The organism is Mesorhizobium sp. B2-3-7 (assembly GCF_006442695.1).
Classification (GTDB): domain Bacteria; phylum Pseudomonadota; class Alphaproteobacteria; order Rhizobiales; family Rhizobiaceae; genus Mesorhizobium.
On record NZ_VFVV01000013.1, the window covers coordinates 129,426 to 144,689 of the forward strand.

At 61.6% G+C, this 15,264-nt stretch carries 15 protein-coding genes, 1 tRNA gene and 1 riboswitch; of the genes, 6 read left to right on the forward strand and 10 right to left on the reverse strand.

Annotated elements, in window-relative coordinates:
- Positions 1-13 precede the first annotated feature (13 nt).
- On the reverse strand, positions 14-256 hold the full coding sequence (locus tag FJ940_RS28890) for a hypothetical protein (RefSeq protein ID WP_246671082.1): 243 nt from the start codon (positions 254-256) through the stop codon (positions 14-16).
- Positions 257-308: 52 nt separating this feature from the next.
- On the opposite strand from FJ940_RS28890, the gene FJ940_RS23450 reads away from it, so the two are divergent.
- A complete protein-coding gene (locus tag FJ940_RS23450) occupies positions 309-635 on the forward strand; it encodes a BrnA antitoxin family protein (RefSeq protein ID WP_140496628.1) in 327 nt (108 codons plus the stop codon).
- A 21-nt stretch (positions 636-656) separates the two neighbouring features.
- On the opposite strand, the gene FJ940_RS23455 is transcribed toward FJ940_RS23450, so the two are convergent.
- Positions 657-1,844, reverse strand: a complete 1,188-nt coding sequence (locus tag FJ940_RS23455) for an O-succinylhomoserine sulfhydrylase (RefSeq protein ID WP_140658072.1) — start codon at positions 1,842-1,844, stop codon at positions 657-659.
- Between the two features lie 57 nt (positions 1,845-1,901).
- Positions 1,902-1,979, reverse strand: a riboswitch (SAM riboswitch).
- Positions 1,980-2,056: 77 nt separating this feature from the next.
- On the opposite strand from FJ940_RS23455, the gene FJ940_RS23460 reads away from it, so the two are divergent.
- Together FJ940_RS23460 and FJ940_RS23465 are read left to right on the forward strand one after the other, a co-directional pair.
- Positions 2,057-3,151, forward strand: a complete 1,095-nt coding sequence (locus FJ940_RS23460; RefSeq protein ID WP_140496624.1) for a 2'-deoxycytidine 5'-triphosphate deaminase — start codon at positions 2,057-2,059, stop codon at positions 3,149-3,151.
- Between the two features lie 98 nt (positions 3,152-3,249).
- The gene (locus tag FJ940_RS23465; RefSeq protein ID WP_140658074.1) at positions 3,250-4,023 is read left to right on the forward strand and encodes an ABC transporter substrate-binding protein; all 774 of its coding nucleotides are present in this window, start codon (positions 3,250-3,252) and stop codon (positions 4,021-4,023) included.
- Between the two features lie 48 nt (positions 4,024-4,071).
- On the opposite strand, the gene araD1 is transcribed toward FJ940_RS23465, so the two are convergent.
- From araD1 to chvE, 4 genes are all read right to left on the reverse strand, one after another.
- On the reverse strand, positions 4,072-5,064 hold the full coding sequence (gene araD1 / locus FJ940_RS23470; protein ID WP_140496620.1) for an AraD1 family protein: 993 nt from the start codon (positions 5,062-5,064) through the stop codon (positions 4,072-4,074).
- Positions 5,065-5,262: 198 nt separating this feature from the next.
- A complete protein-coding gene (gene mmsB / locus FJ940_RS23475) occupies positions 5,263-6,555 on the reverse strand; it encodes a multiple monosaccharide ABC transporter permease (protein ID WP_140496616.1) in 1,293 nt (430 codons plus the stop codon).
- Positions 6,552-8,084 (reverse strand): multiple monosaccharide ABC transporter ATP-binding protein, encoded by a 1,533-nt coding sequence (gene mmsA, locus FJ940_RS23480; protein WP_140496613.1) that lies wholly within the window; start codon positions 8,082-8,084, stop codon positions 6,552-6,554. The genes mmsB and mmsA overlap by 4 nt, the downstream gene beginning before the upstream one ends.
- A 98-nt stretch (positions 8,085-8,182) precedes the next feature.
- A complete protein-coding gene (chvE, locus tag FJ940_RS23485) occupies positions 8,183-9,253 on the reverse strand; it encodes a multiple monosaccharide ABC transporter substrate-binding protein (protein ID WP_140496611.1) in 1,071 nt (356 codons plus the stop codon).
- Positions 9,254-9,542: 289 nt separating this feature from the next.
- Between chvE and FJ940_RS23490 the strand changes: the two genes are divergently transcribed.
- Positions 9,543-10,532 carry a LysR family transcriptional regulator gene (locus FJ940_RS23490; RefSeq protein WP_140496609.1) on the forward strand — a complete coding sequence of 330 codons (990 nt, stop codon included), beginning with the start codon at positions 9,543-9,545 and terminating at the stop codon, positions 10,530-10,532.
- Here FJ940_RS23490 and FJ940_RS28555 read toward each other — a convergent pair.
- From FJ940_RS28555 to FJ940_RS23505, 3 genes are all read right to left on the reverse strand, one after another.
- Positions 10,510-10,875 carry a hypothetical protein gene (locus FJ940_RS28555; protein ID WP_140624801.1) on the reverse strand — a complete coding sequence of 122 codons (366 nt, stop codon included), beginning with the start codon at positions 10,873-10,875 and terminating at the stop codon, positions 10,510-10,512. The two genes, FJ940_RS23490 and FJ940_RS28555, sit on opposite strands and share 23 nt — an antisense overlap.
- A 391-nt stretch (positions 10,876-11,266) precedes the next feature.
- Entirely contained in the window at positions 11,267-12,166 is a 900-nt protein-coding gene (locus FJ940_RS23500) for a nucleotidyl transferase AbiEii/AbiGii toxin family protein (RefSeq protein ID WP_140658076.1), read from the reverse strand.
- On the reverse strand, positions 12,156-12,776 hold the full coding sequence (locus tag FJ940_RS23505) for a type IV toxin-antitoxin system AbiEi family antitoxin domain-containing protein (protein ID WP_140658078.1): 621 nt from the start codon (positions 12,774-12,776) through the stop codon (positions 12,156-12,158). Before FJ940_RS23505 ends, FJ940_RS23500 begins: the two co-directional genes overlap by 11 nt.
- Positions 12,777-12,959: 183 nt before the next feature.
- On the opposite strand from FJ940_RS23505, the gene FJ940_RS23510 reads away from it, so the two are divergent.
- Positions 12,960-13,370, forward strand: a complete 411-nt coding sequence (locus FJ940_RS23510) for a helix-turn-helix transcriptional regulator (RefSeq protein ID WP_140523981.1) — start codon at positions 12,960-12,962, stop codon at positions 13,368-13,370.
- Between the two features lie 713 nt (positions 13,371-14,083).
- The gene (locus FJ940_RS23515) at positions 14,084-15,010 is read left to right on the forward strand and encodes a site-specific integrase (protein ID WP_140658104.1); all 927 of its coding nucleotides are present in this window, start codon (positions 14,084-14,086) and stop codon (positions 15,008-15,010) included.
- A gap of 79 nt (positions 15,011-15,089) precedes the next feature.
- Here the strand turns inward: FJ940_RS23515 and FJ940_RS23520 are convergent.
- Positions 15,090-15,163, reverse strand: a tRNA-Gly gene (locus tag FJ940_RS23520).
- Between the last annotated feature and the right edge of the window lie 101 nt (positions 15,164-15,264).

A 15,264-nucleotide genomic window follows, 5' to 3' on the forward strand; every position in this document is an offset into this window, starting at 1 on the left:
GTTGAACTTGGCTCTATTTTTGTGTATACAATAACCTATGGAGCGCCCCGACGGCGATGCTGTTCGAGTGGGATGAAACAAGGCAAAGACAAACAGGGCCAAGCATGGCGTGGATTTCGCGATCGCTCCGTCCTTCGATTTCGCCAATGCCGTTATCCGGCTCGATGACAGCGAGGATTTTGGCGAGGATCGTCTTGTTGCCATCGGTCTGATCGAGGCTGGCGTTTTTGTGATGGTCTATGTCGAGCGAAGCCATGCGATCCGCGTAATTTCGCTACGCAAGGCAACGAGACAGGAGATTACGGACTATGTCGAAAACCTCTAAGACGATCGTGCGCCGCGAGGCTACTCCCCCAAAGCAGTCGCGCGCTGATGCTTTGGGGCTCGCCAGAAAGGCGCTTGGCGCGAGGACCGACGAGGAAGATGCTGCGATCACTGCCGCCGCCGAGGCCGATCCGGATGCGCAGCCGACCGATGCCGCTTCGCGCCGCAAAGTTGGCCGACCGCCGCTTGCGCGACCCAAACGTGCGGTACAGTTGCGCCTCGACGCCGATGTTGTCGACCGTTTCAGGGCCGGTGGTGATGGCTGGCAGACGCGCATGAACGAAGCGTTGCGCAAAGCGGCAGGCCTGTAATCCTCGGTCTGCCACCAGTCCTCATCGGGCCTTCAACGCCTGCGCGATGTCGTCCAGCAAATCGTCGGTATCTTCCAACCCGACCGACAGCCTGAGCGTGCCGGGTCCGATGCCGAGCTCGGCGCGCGCTTCGTTGCTTAGGTTCTTGTGCGTCGTCGTCGCCGGATGGGTGATCAGGCTTTTGGCGTCACCGAGATTGTTCGAGATCAGGACGATGTCGAGCGCGTTCTGCAAGGCGAAGGCACCCTGCTTGCCGCCCTTGACGTCAAAGCAGATCAGGGTGGAACCGCCCGACATCTGCTTCTTCACGACGTCAGCCTGCGGATGGTCGGCGCGCCCGGGATAGATCACGCGGGCGATCTCCGGCTGCTCGGCCAGGAAATCGGCGATCTTGCCGGCGCTCTCCGTCTGCTGGCGCACGCGCAGCGGCAGCGTTTCCAGGCCCTTCAGCAGCGTCCAGGCATTGAACGGTGACAGGCTGGGGCCGGTATGGCGGAAATAATCGTGCAGGTTCTCGTCGATCCACTTCTTGTCCGACAGAATGACGCCGCCGAGACATCGGCCCTGGCCATCGATGTGCTTGGTCGCCGAATAGACCACGATATGCGCGCCGAGCTGCAACGGCTTCTGCTGCAGCGGCGTGGCGAAGACATTGTCCACGACCAGCCGCGCGCCGATCGAATTGGCAAGCGAAGCGACGGCGGCGATGTCCACCACCTCAAGCGTCGGGTTGGTCGGGCTTTCCAGGAAAAACAGCTTGGTGTTGGGCCGAACCGCCTTTTCCCAATTGGCGATGTCGGTGCCGTCGACCAGCGTCGCCTCGATGCCGTAGCGCGGCGCCAGCGTCTCGACCACCCAGCGGCAGGAGCCGAACAGGGCGCGCGCCGCAACGATGTGATCGCCGGCCTTGACGCTGCACAGGAGGGCTGCCGTCACCGCCGCCATGCCGGACGCGGTGGCGCGCGCGTCCTCGGCGCCTTCGAGCGCGCACATGCGCTTCTCGAACATGTCGACGGTCGGATTGGCGTAGCGCGAATAGATGAAGCCCGGTTCCTCGCCCTTGAAGCGGGCTTCGGCGGCTTGGGCCGTTTCATAGACATAGCCCTGGGTCAGGTACATCGCCTCGGAAGTTTCACCGAAGCCGGAACGCAGGGTCCCGCCATGCACGAGTGCGGTCTGAGGCTTCCAGTTGCGCGTCTTGCTCGTCATCGTCCTATCCAAACACAAAAAAACCGGCCGCGAAAAAGTCGCAACCGGTCCATGCGGCCTTGCGGCCCGACGGTCCTTTAGCGACTTGTTTAACGTGGCTGCAAGCCGACCGGCCAAATCACCACGGGATAACGACCCTTTAGACCCGCGCCACGCTTGCGTCAATTGCCGGCTTCATTAAGAGACTTGTACCAGCAGAGCGGAGCCAGACTTTGCGGCAGACAGGAATTCTTCCCGATCAGGACATTGCGGCGCTGTTCCAGTCCGGCGCGCTGAAGTCGTCGCGTGCGCTCGACGCCGACCAGATCCAGCCGGCCAGCCTTGATCTGAGGCTCGGCGACAAGGCGTGGCGGGTGCGCGCGTCCTTCCTGCCGGGTCCCAACCATAAGGTCAGTGAAAAACTCGACCGGTTGAAGCTGCACGAGATCAGCCTGGCCGACGGCGCTGTTCTGGAAACCGGCTGCGTCTACATCGTGCCCCTGCTCGAAAGCCTGGCGCTGCCGGCGGAAATTTCGGCGTCCGCCAATCCCAAGAGCTCGACCGGGCGGCTCGATATCTTCACCCGCGTGATGACCGATCGCGGCCACGAGTTCGACAAGATCGCCGCCGGCTATCATGGTCCGCTCTATCTCGAAGTCAGCCCACGGACCTTCCCGATCGTCGTGCGCGCCGGCTCGCGCCTTTCGCAGATACGCTTCCGCACCGGCAATGCGCTGCTCTCGGAAGCAGAGTTGCATCAATTGCACCGGGCCGAAATGCTGGTCGCCACCGAACCGCCAAACATCTCCGGCGGCGGCATCGCATTGTCGATCGATCTCAACGGCGACAGTGACGGGCTGGTCGGCTATCGCGGCAAGCACCATACCGGCCTGGTCGATGTCGACAAACGCGCGGCGCAGGAGATCGTCGACTTCTGGGAGCCGATCCACAAGAGCGGCGCCGGCGAGCTGGTGCTCGATCCGGACGAGTTCTACATCCTCGTCAGCCAGGAAGCGGTGCATGTGCCGCCGCTCTACGCGGCCGAAATGACGCCCTTCGATCCGCTGGTGGGCGAGTTCCGTGTCCACTATGCCGGCTTCTTCGATCCGGGTTTCGGCCATTCGGCGGCCGGCGGCACCGGCAGCCGCGCCGTGCTCGAAGTGCGCAGCCATGAGGTGCCGTTCATCCTCGATCATGGCCAGATCGTCGGCCGGCTGGTCTACGAGCATATGCTGAAGCGGCCGCAGGCGCTTTACGGCACCGAGCTCGGCTCGAACTACCAGGCGCAGGGCCTGAAGCTGTCCAAGCACTTTCGCGCCGCGCCCTGAACGCTCATCACCGTCAGGCAAGATACTTGCCTGCGCCGGCTCGCCATGCTTGGCTGCCTCGCCGGCCGCCGACGTGGCGGCGCTCAAGGGGAATGAAAATGCAGATTTCGAAATGGATCGTATCGGCGGCCGCCGCCGCCATGCTGACGCTTGGTGCCGGCGCCCTATCGGCGCATGCGGCGGAGAAAATCAAGATCGGCACCGAGGGCGCCTATCCGCCGTTCAACACCATCACGCCCGACGGCAAGGTCGAGGGCTTCGACATCGACATCGCCAACGCCTTGTGCGCGCAGATGAAGGTCGAATGCGAGATCGTCACCCAGGACTGGGACGGCATCATCCCGGCGCTGCAGGCCAAGAAATTCGACGCAATCATCGCTTCGATGAGCATCACCGAGGAGCGCAAGAAGCAGGTCGCGTTCACCCACAAATACTATACGACGCCGCTGTCGCTCGTCGCCCTGAAGGACAGCGACATCGCCTCGACCGAACCGGCGGCACTCGCCGGCAAGACGGTCGGCGCCCAGGCGGCGACCACGCAGGCCAATTACGCCCAGGACGTCTATGGCAAGGCCGGCGCCGAAGCGAAGCTCTATCCGACCCAGGAAGAGGCAATCACCGATCTCCAGAACGGCCGCCTCGACGCCGTCCTTTCCGACAAGTTCGTGCTGATGGACTGGATGAAGAAGGCGAGCGACGGTTGCTGCAAGATGGTCGGTGACGTCAAGGGCACCGAGACCGAAGCCGGCATTGCCGTGCGTCTCGAGGATACGGCGCTGCGCGACAAGCTCAACGCAGCCATTGACGCCATCGTCGCCGACGGCACCTACAAGAAGATCCAGGACAAGTATTTCGACTTCGATATTTATTGAGATGGAAGCTGCCGATCTCCTCCCACCAGGGAGGAGATCACGCTCATCTCACAGCGCCTTCACCGCCACCTTCACCGGCTGTTCGATTTCGAGCGGATTGCGCAGCGGCAGGCCGAAATCGCCGGCCTCGATCTCGAACACGTCGCCGGCCTCGGTCTTGATGCCGTCGGCGAAGGACAGGGTCGCGGTGCCGAACATGTGCACATGCACGTCGCCCGGCTGGCGGAAAGCCGAATATTTGAAATGGTGGTGTTCGAGATTGGCGATGGTGTGCGACATGTTCGCTTCGCCCGACAGGAACGGCTTTTCCCACATCAACTTGCTGTCGCGCCAGATGCGTGAGGAGCCCCTGATGTCGGCGGGCAGGTCGCCGACCAGGATCTCCGGTCCGAAGGAAGCGTTGCGCAGCTTGGAATGGGCGAGAAAGAGGTAGTTCACGCGTTCGGTCACATGATCGGAAAATTCGTTGGACAGCGTGAAGCCGACCCGGAACGGCGCGCCGTCGTCGCCGATGACATAGATGCCGGCAACCTCGGGCTCCTCGCCGGCATCCTTGGCGAAGGCCGGCGACAGGAGCGCGGCACCCGGCGCCACGGCCATCGTGCCATTGCCCTTGTAGAACCATTCCGGCTGCACCCCGATCTGGCCTTTCGCGGGTTTGCCGCCTTCCAGCCCCATGCGGAACATCTTCATGGAATCGGTGAGCTGCTCTTCGCCGTCGGTGCTGAGCTTCTTGTGCATGGAATCGCGCGTTGCCGCCGAGCCGAGATGCGTGAGCCCCGTGCCGGTCAGATGCAGATGCGCCGGATCGGGATGATTGATCGGCGACAGCAGCCGCCCCTTCTTGTAGGCGGCGTCGAGATCGACGGTCTCGCCAAGTCCCTTGCGTTCGATCAGCGCGGCAAGGCCCACGCCGGTACGAGCGGCTTCCATCGCCAGCGAATAGACGCTGCGCGCGCCGTTGATGATCCGGGTCTTGCCGCCCGTGCGTGCAACGACACGGATGGTCTCGGCGTCGTCGAGAATCTGCGAGATCAGCATGATCAGTCCTCTCTCATATCTTGGCATGGCTGCCTTCTGGCAAACCCTGACCTGCGCGGCTCGGACTGGCCGTGCCACGGGTTGAACTCGTCGTCCGGATTGCGCTCGCGAGCTCGGTCCTGAAGGACTTTTTCAAGCCGGCGAATTGCCGGCAGCGCCGCGACCGTATGCCTCCTGCTTGCCTCGCCTGAAGCCTGTTCAGGCCTTGTTCTTGTTGTAGACGTCGAAGATCACGGCGCCGAGCAGCACCAGGCCCTTGACCACTTGCTGCCAGTCGACATTGACGCCCATGATCGACATGCCGTTGTTCATCACGCCCATGATAAAGCCGCCGACCACCGCGCCGATGACCTGACCGACGCCGCCCATCGCCGAGGCGCCGCCGATGAACACCGCGGCGATGACGTCGAGCTCGCTGCCGAGGCCTGCCGCCGGCACGGCCTGGCCAAGGCGTGCCGCGATGATCAGGCCGCCAAGCGCCGACAGCACGCCCATATTGACGAACACGTAAAGCGTCAGGCGCTCGGTCTTGATGCCCGACAGCTGCGCGGCCTTGGCATTGCCGCCCATCGCATAGATGCGGCGGCCGATCGTCATGCGCTTGGTGACGAAGACGAACAGCGAGATCAGCAGGCCCATGACGAGCAGCACCACCGGCAGGCCCCGATAGCTGGCGAACTGGTAGACCAGGAACAGCGCCAGCGCGCTGCCGACCAGCGTCTTGATGACGAACAGGGTAAAGGGCTCGGCCTCATAGCCGTGGCGTTCGCGTTTGCGTCGCGTCCGTAGCCCGAAATAGGCATAGGCCAGCACGGCGATCAGGCCCAGCACGATCGTCGTCATGTGCAGCGTCAGACCGCTGCCCATAATCGTCTTGCCGGCTGCATTCACCGTTGGCGGGATCAGCGTCAGCGGTCCGATGACATCTGGAATGAAGCCGGAGCTGAGCGCCTTGAACTCGGGCGGCAGCGGTCCGACCGAAGATCCGCCGCCGAGCAGCGCCTGGCAGATGCCGCGGAAGATCAGCATGCCGGCCAGCGTCACGATGAAGCTCGGTATTCGGTGGTAGGCGATCCAGTAGCCTTGCGCCGCGCCGATGAGGCCGCCCACGATCAGGCAGACGATGGAGACCACCAGCGGGTTGCTGAATATGCCGAGAGGCCAGATCACCATCATCATCGCCGCCAGCGCGCCGATGAAGCCGGCCACGGACCCCACGCTGAGGTCGATATGACCCGATACGATGACCAGCAGCATGCCGAGCGCCATCACGATGATGAAGGAGTTCTGCTGCACCAGATTGCTCAGGTTCACCGGCTTGAACAGCGTTCCCGAGGTGGTGAACTGGAAGAACACCATGATGGCGATCAGCGCCAGGATCAGGCCGTATTCGCGCAGGTTCGTCGCCAGCGCCGATACGGCGATGCGTGGACGCTGCCCTACATCTTCGGCGACGTTGCTCTGCGGGGCGGGGGCGCTTTCCGTGCTCATGCTGCTTTTCCTTCTCCCCGAACGATGGCGCGCATTATTCTTTCTTGGCTTGCGTCCGCCGCGGGCATTTCGCCGACGATGCGGCCTTCGTTCATGACATAGATGCGGTCGGTGATGCCGAGCAGTTCTGGCATTTCCGACGAGATGACCACGATCGCCTTACCTTCGGCCGCAAGGCGCGCGATGATTGTATAGATTTCATATTTGGCGCCGACATCGATGCCGCGCGTCGGCTCGTCCAGGATCAGTACTTCCGGGTCGGCGAACAGCCATTTCGACAGCACCACCTTCTGCTGGTTGCCGCCGGAAAGATTGCCGGTCATCTGATAGACGCTGGAGGCGCGGATGTTGGTCTGCTTGCGATAGTCGTTGGCGACGGCAAGCTCGCGCAAATCATCGATCACGCTGTGGCGCGACACGCCGCCGAGATTGGCCAGCGTAATGTTGTGCTTGATATGGTCGATGAGATTGAGGCCGTAGGTCTTGCGATCCTCGGTCACATAGGCAATGCCGTGTTCGACCGCCCTGCTCACAGAGGAGACGTCGATCGGCTTGCCCTTGAGCAGCACCTCGCCGGTGATGCGGCGCCCATAGGAGCGGCCGAACAGGCTCATGGCGAATTCGGTTCGCCCGGCGCCCATCAGCCCGGCAATGCCGACCACCTCGCCCTTGCGCACATTGATGTCGATGCCCTTGATCACCTGCCGCTCGGCATGGAGCGGGTGATAGACCGACCAGTTCTTCACCTCGAACACGACCTCGCCGATATCGGGCTCGCGCGGCGGATAGCGATCGTCGAGCGAACGGCCGACCATCGAGGTGATGATGCGGTCTTCCGAGATGTCCTTCCTGGACAGCGTCTCGATGGTTCGTCCGTCGCGGATGACGGTCACCTTGTCGGCGACCCGGTTCACCTCGTTGAGCTTGTGCGAGATCAGGATCGAGGTCATGCCTTGCCGCTTGAATTCGAGCAGAAGGTCGAGCAGCGCCTGGCTGTCCTTTTCGCTGAGCGACGCCGTCGGCTCGTCGAGGATCAGGAGCTTGACCTCCTTGCTCAGCGCCTTGGCGATCTCGACCAGCTGCTGCTTGCCGACACCGATATTGGTGATCAGCGTCTTGGGGTCCTCCTTGAGGCCCACCTTCTTCAGCAGCGCGCTGGTGCGCGCCTCGTTGGCATTCCAGTCGATGACGCCGTATCGGGCGTGTTCGTTGCCGAGGAAGATGTTTTCGGCGATCGACAGCATCGGCACCAGCGCAAGCTCCTGGTGGATGATGACGATGCCCTTGCGTTCGCTGTCATGAATGCCTTTGAACTGGCATTCCTGGCCCTGAAAGATGATCTGGCCGTCATAGGTGCCGGAGGGATAGACGCCCGACAGCACCTTCATGAGCGTCGATTTGCCGGCGCCGTTCTCGCCGACCACGGCGTGGATCTCGCCTTCCTCGACCCGAAGGTTGACGTTCGACAGCGCCTTGACGCCGGGAAACGTCTTGGTGATGTCCTGCATCTCCAAAATCGTCGAGGCCATGGGTAAAGTGCTCCTGCGAGACCCGCAACAATACCGGGGTCGCTGGTGAACGAAAAGGGGCCCTGCGTTGCGCAGGACCCCTGGCTATACAACCGAATTTACTTCAGTTCGTCGGCCTTGATGTAGCCGGAGTCGACGACCAGGGCCTGGTAGTTCGACTTGTCGACCTCATGCGGCGTCAGCAGGATCGAGGGAACGACCTTGACGTCGTTGTTGTAGGTCTTGGTGTCGAGGCCTTCCGGCTTGCCGCCCGAGAGCACCTTGTCGACGAGCTCGACGGTGGCCTTGGCCAGTTCGCGGGTGTCCTTGAACACGGTCGAGTACTGCTCGCCCGAGATGATCAGCTTGACCGAGGCGGTCTCGGCGTCCTGGCCGGTCACGATCGGCCACGGCTGGGCCTCCGTGCCGTAACCGACAGCGCGCAGCGAGGCGGTGATGCCGCGCGACAGGCCATCATAGGGCGACAGAACGCCATCGACGCGGCTGCCGTCCGAATAGTTGGCCGACAGCAGATTGTCCATGCGCGCCTGGGCGGTGGCGGCGAGCCAGCGCAGCGTGCCGACCTTGTCCATGCCGGTCTGGCCGGACTTGATCTTGATCGAACCGTCATCGATCAGCGGCTGCAGGACGGAAATCGCGCCGTTGTAGAAGAAGAAGGCGTTGTTGTCGTCGGGTGAGCCGCCGAACAGTTCGACGTTCCACGGCTTGGTATTCGGGAAGCGCTCCTTGAGGCCCTTGACCAGCGAATTCGCCTGGATCACGCCGACGCCGAAATTGTCGAACGTGGTGTAGTAGTCGACATTGGGCGTCTTCTTGATCAGGCGGTCATAGGCGACGACGACGACGCCGGCATCAGCGGCCTTCTGCAGCGCATCCGACAGGGTGGTGCCGTCGATCGAGGCGATGATCAGCGCCTTCGGACCCTTGGTGATTTCGTTTTCCAGCTGGCTGAGCTGGTTGGGGATGTCGTCCTGCGCATATTGCAGGTCGACCGTATAGCCCAAAGCCTCGAGCTGGGACTTGACGGCATCGCCGTCGTTGATCCAGCGCTGCGAGGTCTTGGTGGGCATCAGCACGCCGACGAGACCCTTGTCGGCGGCGTGCGCCGAATAGGTCATGGCAGCGATGCCAAGGGCCGCGACGGCGGCCAGCGTCTTGATGATCTTCACAATTACTCTCCCTGGTTGATGGACGCGACACCTCGGGGCTTCGCGGGCCGCGCAGGCGAGCAGGAGCGCAAGCGCCGCTGTCGTCTATCGATCTCCGGTATCCTCCCAATCGGCCCTGGGACTGATTTCAATCGACACGATTTTCCTCGTCATCGACTGGCACGCCCCAGGACGCGCGAAGGGTGTGTCCCTTTGCCATAACTGTCAAATGCGATCTTTGATGATTGCTATACCGAAACTGGTATACGTTGACGCTAAACTCAAGGGCATTGGGAGCGAAGGGAAATCAATGGCAACGTTGCGCAATCCTGGCGGGATTTCAGAAGGTTACGAGGTGCTCCCCGGTGACGGCGAGACCCTGCTGCGCAGCGGCCTCAGCCTGCGCCATATGCGCATGATCGTTGCACTGGACGATCACGGCCGGGTCAGTTCCGCCGCCCAGGTCATGAATATCTCACAGCCGGCGGCCTCGCGCATGATCGCCGAGATGGAAGCCGTGCTGGACGTCACGCTCTGCGAAAGGCTGCCGCGCGGCGTCACCTTGACGCCCTATGGCAAGGCGCTCGCCAGGCGCGCGCGCTCCATCCTCTTGGAGATGCGCGAGGTCGATCGCGAGATCTCCGAACTCAAGGCGGGTAAGGGCGGCTCGGTGTTCCTTGGTGCGGTGACGGCGCCCGCGATCGAGCTCGCGGTGCCGGCGATCCGCGAAATCCGCCGCATCTACCCGCGCATCGAGATCACCATGCAGGTCGAGACCTCCAACGTGCTGGCGCGCGAGTTGATCGCGTCGCGCCATGACTTCATCATCGCGCGCATCCCCGACGATCTCAACCCGCGGCTGTTCGAGTCCCGTGTGATCGGCGTCGAGAAAGCCTGCCTGATCGTGCGCCGGGGCCATCCGCTGACCGAGGGCAAGGCGGTGCGGTTGGAGGAGACCGCGGCCTATGACTGGGTTTTCCAGTCCGGCGGCTCGCCGCTGCGCCAGGCCATGGAGAGCAATTTCCTGAACCGCAACATCGCGCTGCCGGACCGCATCCTCAACACCAGTTCGCTGCTCCTGACCCTGGTCATGGTCGCGCACTCCGACGCCATCGCGCCGGTCTCGATCCAGGTGGCGAAATTCATCCAGAATCCCGAAGGGCTGGCCGGCGCCATCGATGTCGTCCAGACCGAATTCGACATCGAGGTCCGGCCCTACAGCCTGATCACAGTGAAGAACCGCGCCCTGTCGCCGGCGGCAAAGATGCTGCATGACTTCATCCTGCGCGAAGTGGGATGACCGGAACAAAAACCAGGTAAGTGCGTTCAAAGGCCAATCGGCGTTCGCGCCGGAGCTCGTTTTGAGCCGGGGAACGATGCGCCGATGATAAACAACTCGGGAGATTTTGATGGAACGTCGGTTGTTTCTTACTGGAATGCTTGGCGTCGCGGGGGCCGTTGCTTTTGCAGGCCTGGCCAGGCCCGGCACAGCAGTTGCCGGGGTCCCGAACGGCAACGGAATCCTTGACGAGCTCGACAAGGACGACCTCGACAGGGCTGATGCGGCCGTCTTCGAAGGAGACGATCAAGCCGAGGTGGAGCAGATCTCGCATCGCCGGTGGCATCGCCGGCACCGTCGTCATGGGCGCCGCCGCGCCTGGCGCAGGGTCTGCCGCAGCTATTGGCGCCGCGGCCGCCGCCATGTCCGCTGCTGGCGCAGGCGCGTCTGGGTCAGTGTTTGGCTCTAAAGCGATGCCGGGAAAACGGCTGGAGCGGTTTTCCCGGAATGCGTGCGAAACCGATAGTTGGAGCGGCTTGGCAAGGGTGCAAGCCCCTTGCGGAGCAGACTGGAGCGGGTAGCGGGAATCGAACCCTTCAGCTTGGGAAGCTGGGTGTGCTGCTTATATTCCAGTGGCTTAGCTGTAAAACGAGCTGATTCTCGACCAAAAATTATCCAATGAAATCAATGACGCTGTAAAACCGTGAGCGCCATCCTCGCGCTATAGCCTATGCCCAAACTTGGCAGCAGAGACGCTATTCAGTCCACGGCCCGCCCGGCGGCCACCGGCCGGTGTGCGGTCCTTCAGTCAGAAGCGGTGCCAGGAACACCCGCAGGCCATCGATGATGGTAGCGAAGTCGTCGGGCGCCGCCACCATACGCTCCCGCGTCAGGAAAGCCCGCCACTGACCGCTCTTTGCTGTTGCGAAGGCAACGCTCAGTCCTGTCGGTATCTCGGTCGGCCAGGCCGTTTGGCGTCGCTCGAACGTTCGTCTGATCGCGGAGGAAAGAACGCTCCCCTCGAAGTTGAAGGTCCTGGCGATCATCCACAGGTCGTAGAAGTCCTTCATGCGGCTATTGGCGACGCCCAGGCTTGCCAGGGCCTCAAATTTTTCCGCAACGACCGTCTCCGGCGGGTAGGCGCGAAGGCGGGGCGGTGGCGAGTCGAGCAAGGTTGGGTATTCAAGCTCGACCGGCGCCGGCGTCACCACGTCACCGAAGCCGACGTCGACCTGAATGGGCACACGTGCGCCGGCAATCGTCGCGGCAGTCCTGACACGAACGCCGGCATACTCCGCGTCATTGCGGATCGGCTCGGCCGTAAGTCCAGCAACGTCGAACTCGACACCGTCATCCTCCACAGGTGTCGAGCAGATTGCTCGGAAGCACTCGACCATTGTGGCGACACCTGCATCGCCGCTTCCGAGAAGATCCAGGTCGCGCGTAGGGCGGAAGGGATTGTCGAGCCAGGCCGCAAACAGCATCGCGCCCTTCAGGAGAAAGCGCTCGCGTTCGGTGGATATGCTGAGCCTGTAGAGTAGCCGCTCAAGCGCATACCGTGTTAGCAGCAGCTGGAAGTCGGCCCGCTCCTCGCGAGCGCGATCGAGCAGGCGGGCTCTGACCGAGGCGCCAACGTTGCGAAGCTCATGCGCCATCGGCGACCATTGCCTCGACGTAGGGGCGCATCACCGACCAGACCCGGCCAGGCTGGGCGAATTTCCACAGTTGATCTGGCGTAACCTGTCGCGTCCTGAGCCCCTCTCGGAGCCCCTCGAGCGCGATGTCGAGTCCAATCTTGTTGCGGTAGCGAAAGCAGTCGACGATGGCTTTCGCGGGCTCGAACACTGGCACGTCGACGCCTTCGATGCGGTGGCGTTTGATGCCTTCCGTAAGGGCACGGCCGCTGAAGCGGACAAAACGGATGGGCGGATAATCGACTTTCGGTTTCCAACCCGTTCGATCAATGGCCATCCAGATGGCTGAGGGCATCTGCAGCGTCAGATCGTGGAATTGCAGCGCTGAGGTGAGGCAGACCACCCCTTTGGGAACCAGCGCCGAAGCTTCAGCGATTGAGCGACGCGCATCTGGCATGGCTTCTGCCAGTTGGTAGAGGCCACGCGCGAGCCGCACGACCTCACCCTCGCGAACCAGACGGGCCATTGTCTCCGGACTCACTCCCGCCCCGGTCAGGTCGCGCAGACGGACCAGACTGCCATCCAGCAGCAGTGCACGGGCTTGATCGCGTTGTGTAGGCTTGTGTGACATATCCTCGACGTCTAGGCGTAATAGAAGAGGTTATATCACATACAATTGCTCTCCGTAATGACTTTATCCACTGCGAGAGCTGGCTCGCTTGAATACCCGTCACCCCCCACGAAATCCCCGACAGACCGTCGCTATAAAGAAATTAGCAGCACATCGAAGATGCGATTTCAGAGGAAAGTGACGATGAGTAACCGCTCCGGCAAGCCCTTCGCAGGCACCAGGCTCGCAAAGTATCTTGAAAAGCGCATCCTCGAGCTGAGGCCGAAGAAGACCCAGATTGCGATTGCCGCCGAAGCCGGATTCGTCAACCCCAACATGCTCGCCATGATCAAGGCCGGCACGGCAAAGCTGCCTCTCGACAGGGTGTCGGCTTTGGCGACTGCCCTCGACTGCGATCCCGTGATGCTATTCCAGCTGGCGATCGAGCAGCTCGGCGGCGACACCACCGAGCTTGCCGTCCGGCAGATCTTCGGGACGCCGGTCACCGAGAACGAAGTGGCATGGCTCGAGGAAATTCGCCGCGCGTCCGATCAGACCAATCCAAGCCTCACCTCGAAGGCGCGGTCTGCTCTCCGAGGGATATTCGGCAAATGAGCGGCGAGCAAGACCTATCCATCAAGAGTTGGCGCCGGATTGCTGATAATCGGGCCGAAGGAGGTAACGGGACTCCGGAGTTGTGGGCGAAATAATGAAGGCGCGCCCGGACACCTCCTTCCCTAATTGGTCCGTCTATTCGTTCTAAAACGCCTAAGACATCGCGATTATGCACATTGCATCATTTCACGATGGTCGATCCGATGTCTTTGCATCCGGCGCCAAGTCGATAACGAACTGTGCCGTCAAGTCTGCGGAATATGTTTTGGAGCTTGCGGTGCAAGGGGTCTCATCATTCGTAAACAGCGAGTCACTACGCGTTCCGGTAGATGCTACGCTTCACTGGTCGGTCGAAGCTGTTCCCGCTCGCTAGTGGACCTTTTATGTGTCTTTACTGATCGGTCCATTAGCCGATCAAGATGTTGACGTTGATCTGAAAAAGCTGGAATCGGCTCAAATGTGTCAACCAAATGTAAAGTTACGACAACTTAGCCGCGGGTTTTGGCTGTTTTGGTTGTCGTTTTGGTTGACAGATGGCGGCCTGATGACCGAAATGGCCTGTTTGATGGCCGTAGGTTGACAGTTTTCGGATCCAAGTTGACTGTTTGCGGTTGCGCCGTCAACCTAGAAGCACAACCCTAGACTGATAATTGCCCAAGGCTAAGGGTAATGTCTATTGGTATGCTTGGCGCGGTGGTCCGCGCCTTGTTGGGATGCCGAGCACACCGGAGTTCTTCGCGTCCTACAATGAGGCGATTGCCAGCCGCACGTCGCCTGACAACAACCGCTTTCGATCGTTGGTCACGCAATACAAGGCGAGCGCCGACTACAAGAAACTCGCCGAGTCGACGCGACGTAACTGGGGTCCCTGGCTCGACCGGATTGCCGGCCATTTCGGGGAACTGCGCATCGCCCAGTTCGATCGGCCGGAAAAGATCAGACCAATAATCCGCCGGTGGCGCGCGGCATATGCCGAGACGCCCAGGTCTGCCGACTACGGCATGCAGGTTCTCTCTCGCGTGCTCTCATACGCGGTAGATCCACTCGGCAAGATTGGCTCGAACCCTTGCGAAGGCGTCAAACAACTTTACAGCGGCTCTCGCTCGGAGATCATCTGGACAGACAGCGACGTCGGGCATCTGAAGAAGACGTGCTCGGCCGAAATTGCTCATGCCGTCGATCTCGCTGCATGCACTGGTCTTCGGGTAGGCGATCTCGTCCGCCTGTCATGGTCCCATGTCGACGAGGATGCCATAACCATCACCACCGGCAAAAGCAGACACCAGCGCGAAGGCATCATTCCGCTCTATCGGGAACTGCGCGACGCCCTCGGGCGGATACCGAAGCGCTCACCTGTCATCCTGACCAGCAGCAAGAAGCGCCCATGGACTGTCAACGGTTTGGCTAGCTCGTTCTCCGACGCCAAGAAGATCGCATGGCCGAAAGGCGATGACCTGCACTTCCATGATCTTCGGGGCACGGCCGCGACCAAATTTTACACCGCCGGCCTGACCGAGCGCGAGATCGCCGAGATCATGGGCTGGGAAGAGGACCATGTTTCGCGCATCATAAGGCGTTATGTGAGCCGCGGAGCCGCAATCAAGGAGCGCATCCGAAAACTCGATCAGGCCAAAAAGTGAACGTGCTGTGTAAAACTACCTGTAAAACCGCTGGTTTTCGGCACTCGCCAAATCAGGCGCAAACCCTTGCGGCATATGCTGGAGCGGGTAGCGGGAATCGAACCCGCGCGTTCAGCTTGGGAAGCTGACAGGCTACCATTACATCATACCCGCGCAGCAGCCTCGTTACCATGAGGGCTGGCCATCGGGCAATCGCAAAGCGGCTCACTTTTCACACGGTACCGTCCCAGCGACCGGCGCGCCGCATGCCGGTC

What these genes read in the sequence shown, in the direction of transcription:
- FJ940_RS28890 (WP_246671082.1), bottom strand. Translation starts at nt 256, where the DNA reads ATGGCTTCGCTCGACATAGACCATCACAAAAACGCCAGCCTCGATCAG.
- FJ940_RS23450 (WP_140496628.1), top strand. Translation starts at nt 309, where the DNA reads ATGTCGAAAACCTCTAAGACGATCGTGCGCCGCGAGGCTACTCCCCCA.
- FJ940_RS23455 (WP_140658072.1), bottom strand. Translation starts at nt 1,844, where the DNA reads ATGACGAGCAAGACGCGCAACTGGAAGCCTCAGACCGCACTCGTGCAT.
- FJ940_RS23465 (WP_140658074.1), top strand. Translation starts at nt 3,250, where the DNA reads ATGCAGATTTCGAAATGGATCGTATCGGCGGCCGCCGCCGCCATGCTG.
- araD1 (WP_140496620.1), bottom strand. Translation starts at nt 5,064, where the DNA reads ATGCTGATCTCGCAGATTCTCGACGACGCCGAGACCATCCGTGTCGTT.
- mmsB (WP_140496616.1), bottom strand. Translation starts at nt 6,555, where the DNA reads ATGAGCACGGAAAGCGCCCCCGCCCCGCAGAGCAACGTCGCCGAAGAT.
- mmsA (WP_140496613.1), bottom strand. Translation starts at nt 8,084, where the DNA reads ATGGCCTCGACGATTTTGGAGATGCAGGACATCACCAAGACGTTTCCC.
- FJ940_RS23490 (WP_140496609.1), top strand. Translation starts at nt 9,543, where the DNA reads ATGGCAACGTTGCGCAATCCTGGCGGGATTTCAGAAGGTTACGAGGTG.
- FJ940_RS28555 (WP_140624801.1), bottom strand. Translation starts at nt 10,875, where the DNA reads ATGACGACGGTGCCGGCGATGCCACCGGCGATGCGAGATCTGCTCCAC.
- FJ940_RS23500 (WP_140658076.1), bottom strand. Translation starts at nt 12,166, where the DNA reads ATGGCGCATGAGCTTCGCAACGTTGGCGCCTCGGTCAGAGCCCGCCTG.
- FJ940_RS23505 (WP_140658078.1), bottom strand. Translation starts at nt 12,776, where the DNA reads ATGTCACACAAGCCTACACAACGCGATCAAGCCCGTGCACTGCTGCTG.
- FJ940_RS23510 (WP_140523981.1), top strand. Translation starts at nt 12,960, where the DNA reads ATGAGTAACCGCTCCGGCAAGCCCTTCGCAGGCACCAGGCTCGCAAAG.
- FJ940_RS23515 (WP_140658104.1), top strand. Translation starts at nt 14,084, where the DNA reads ATGCCGAGCACACCGGAGTTCTTCGCGTCCTACAATGAGGCGATTGCC.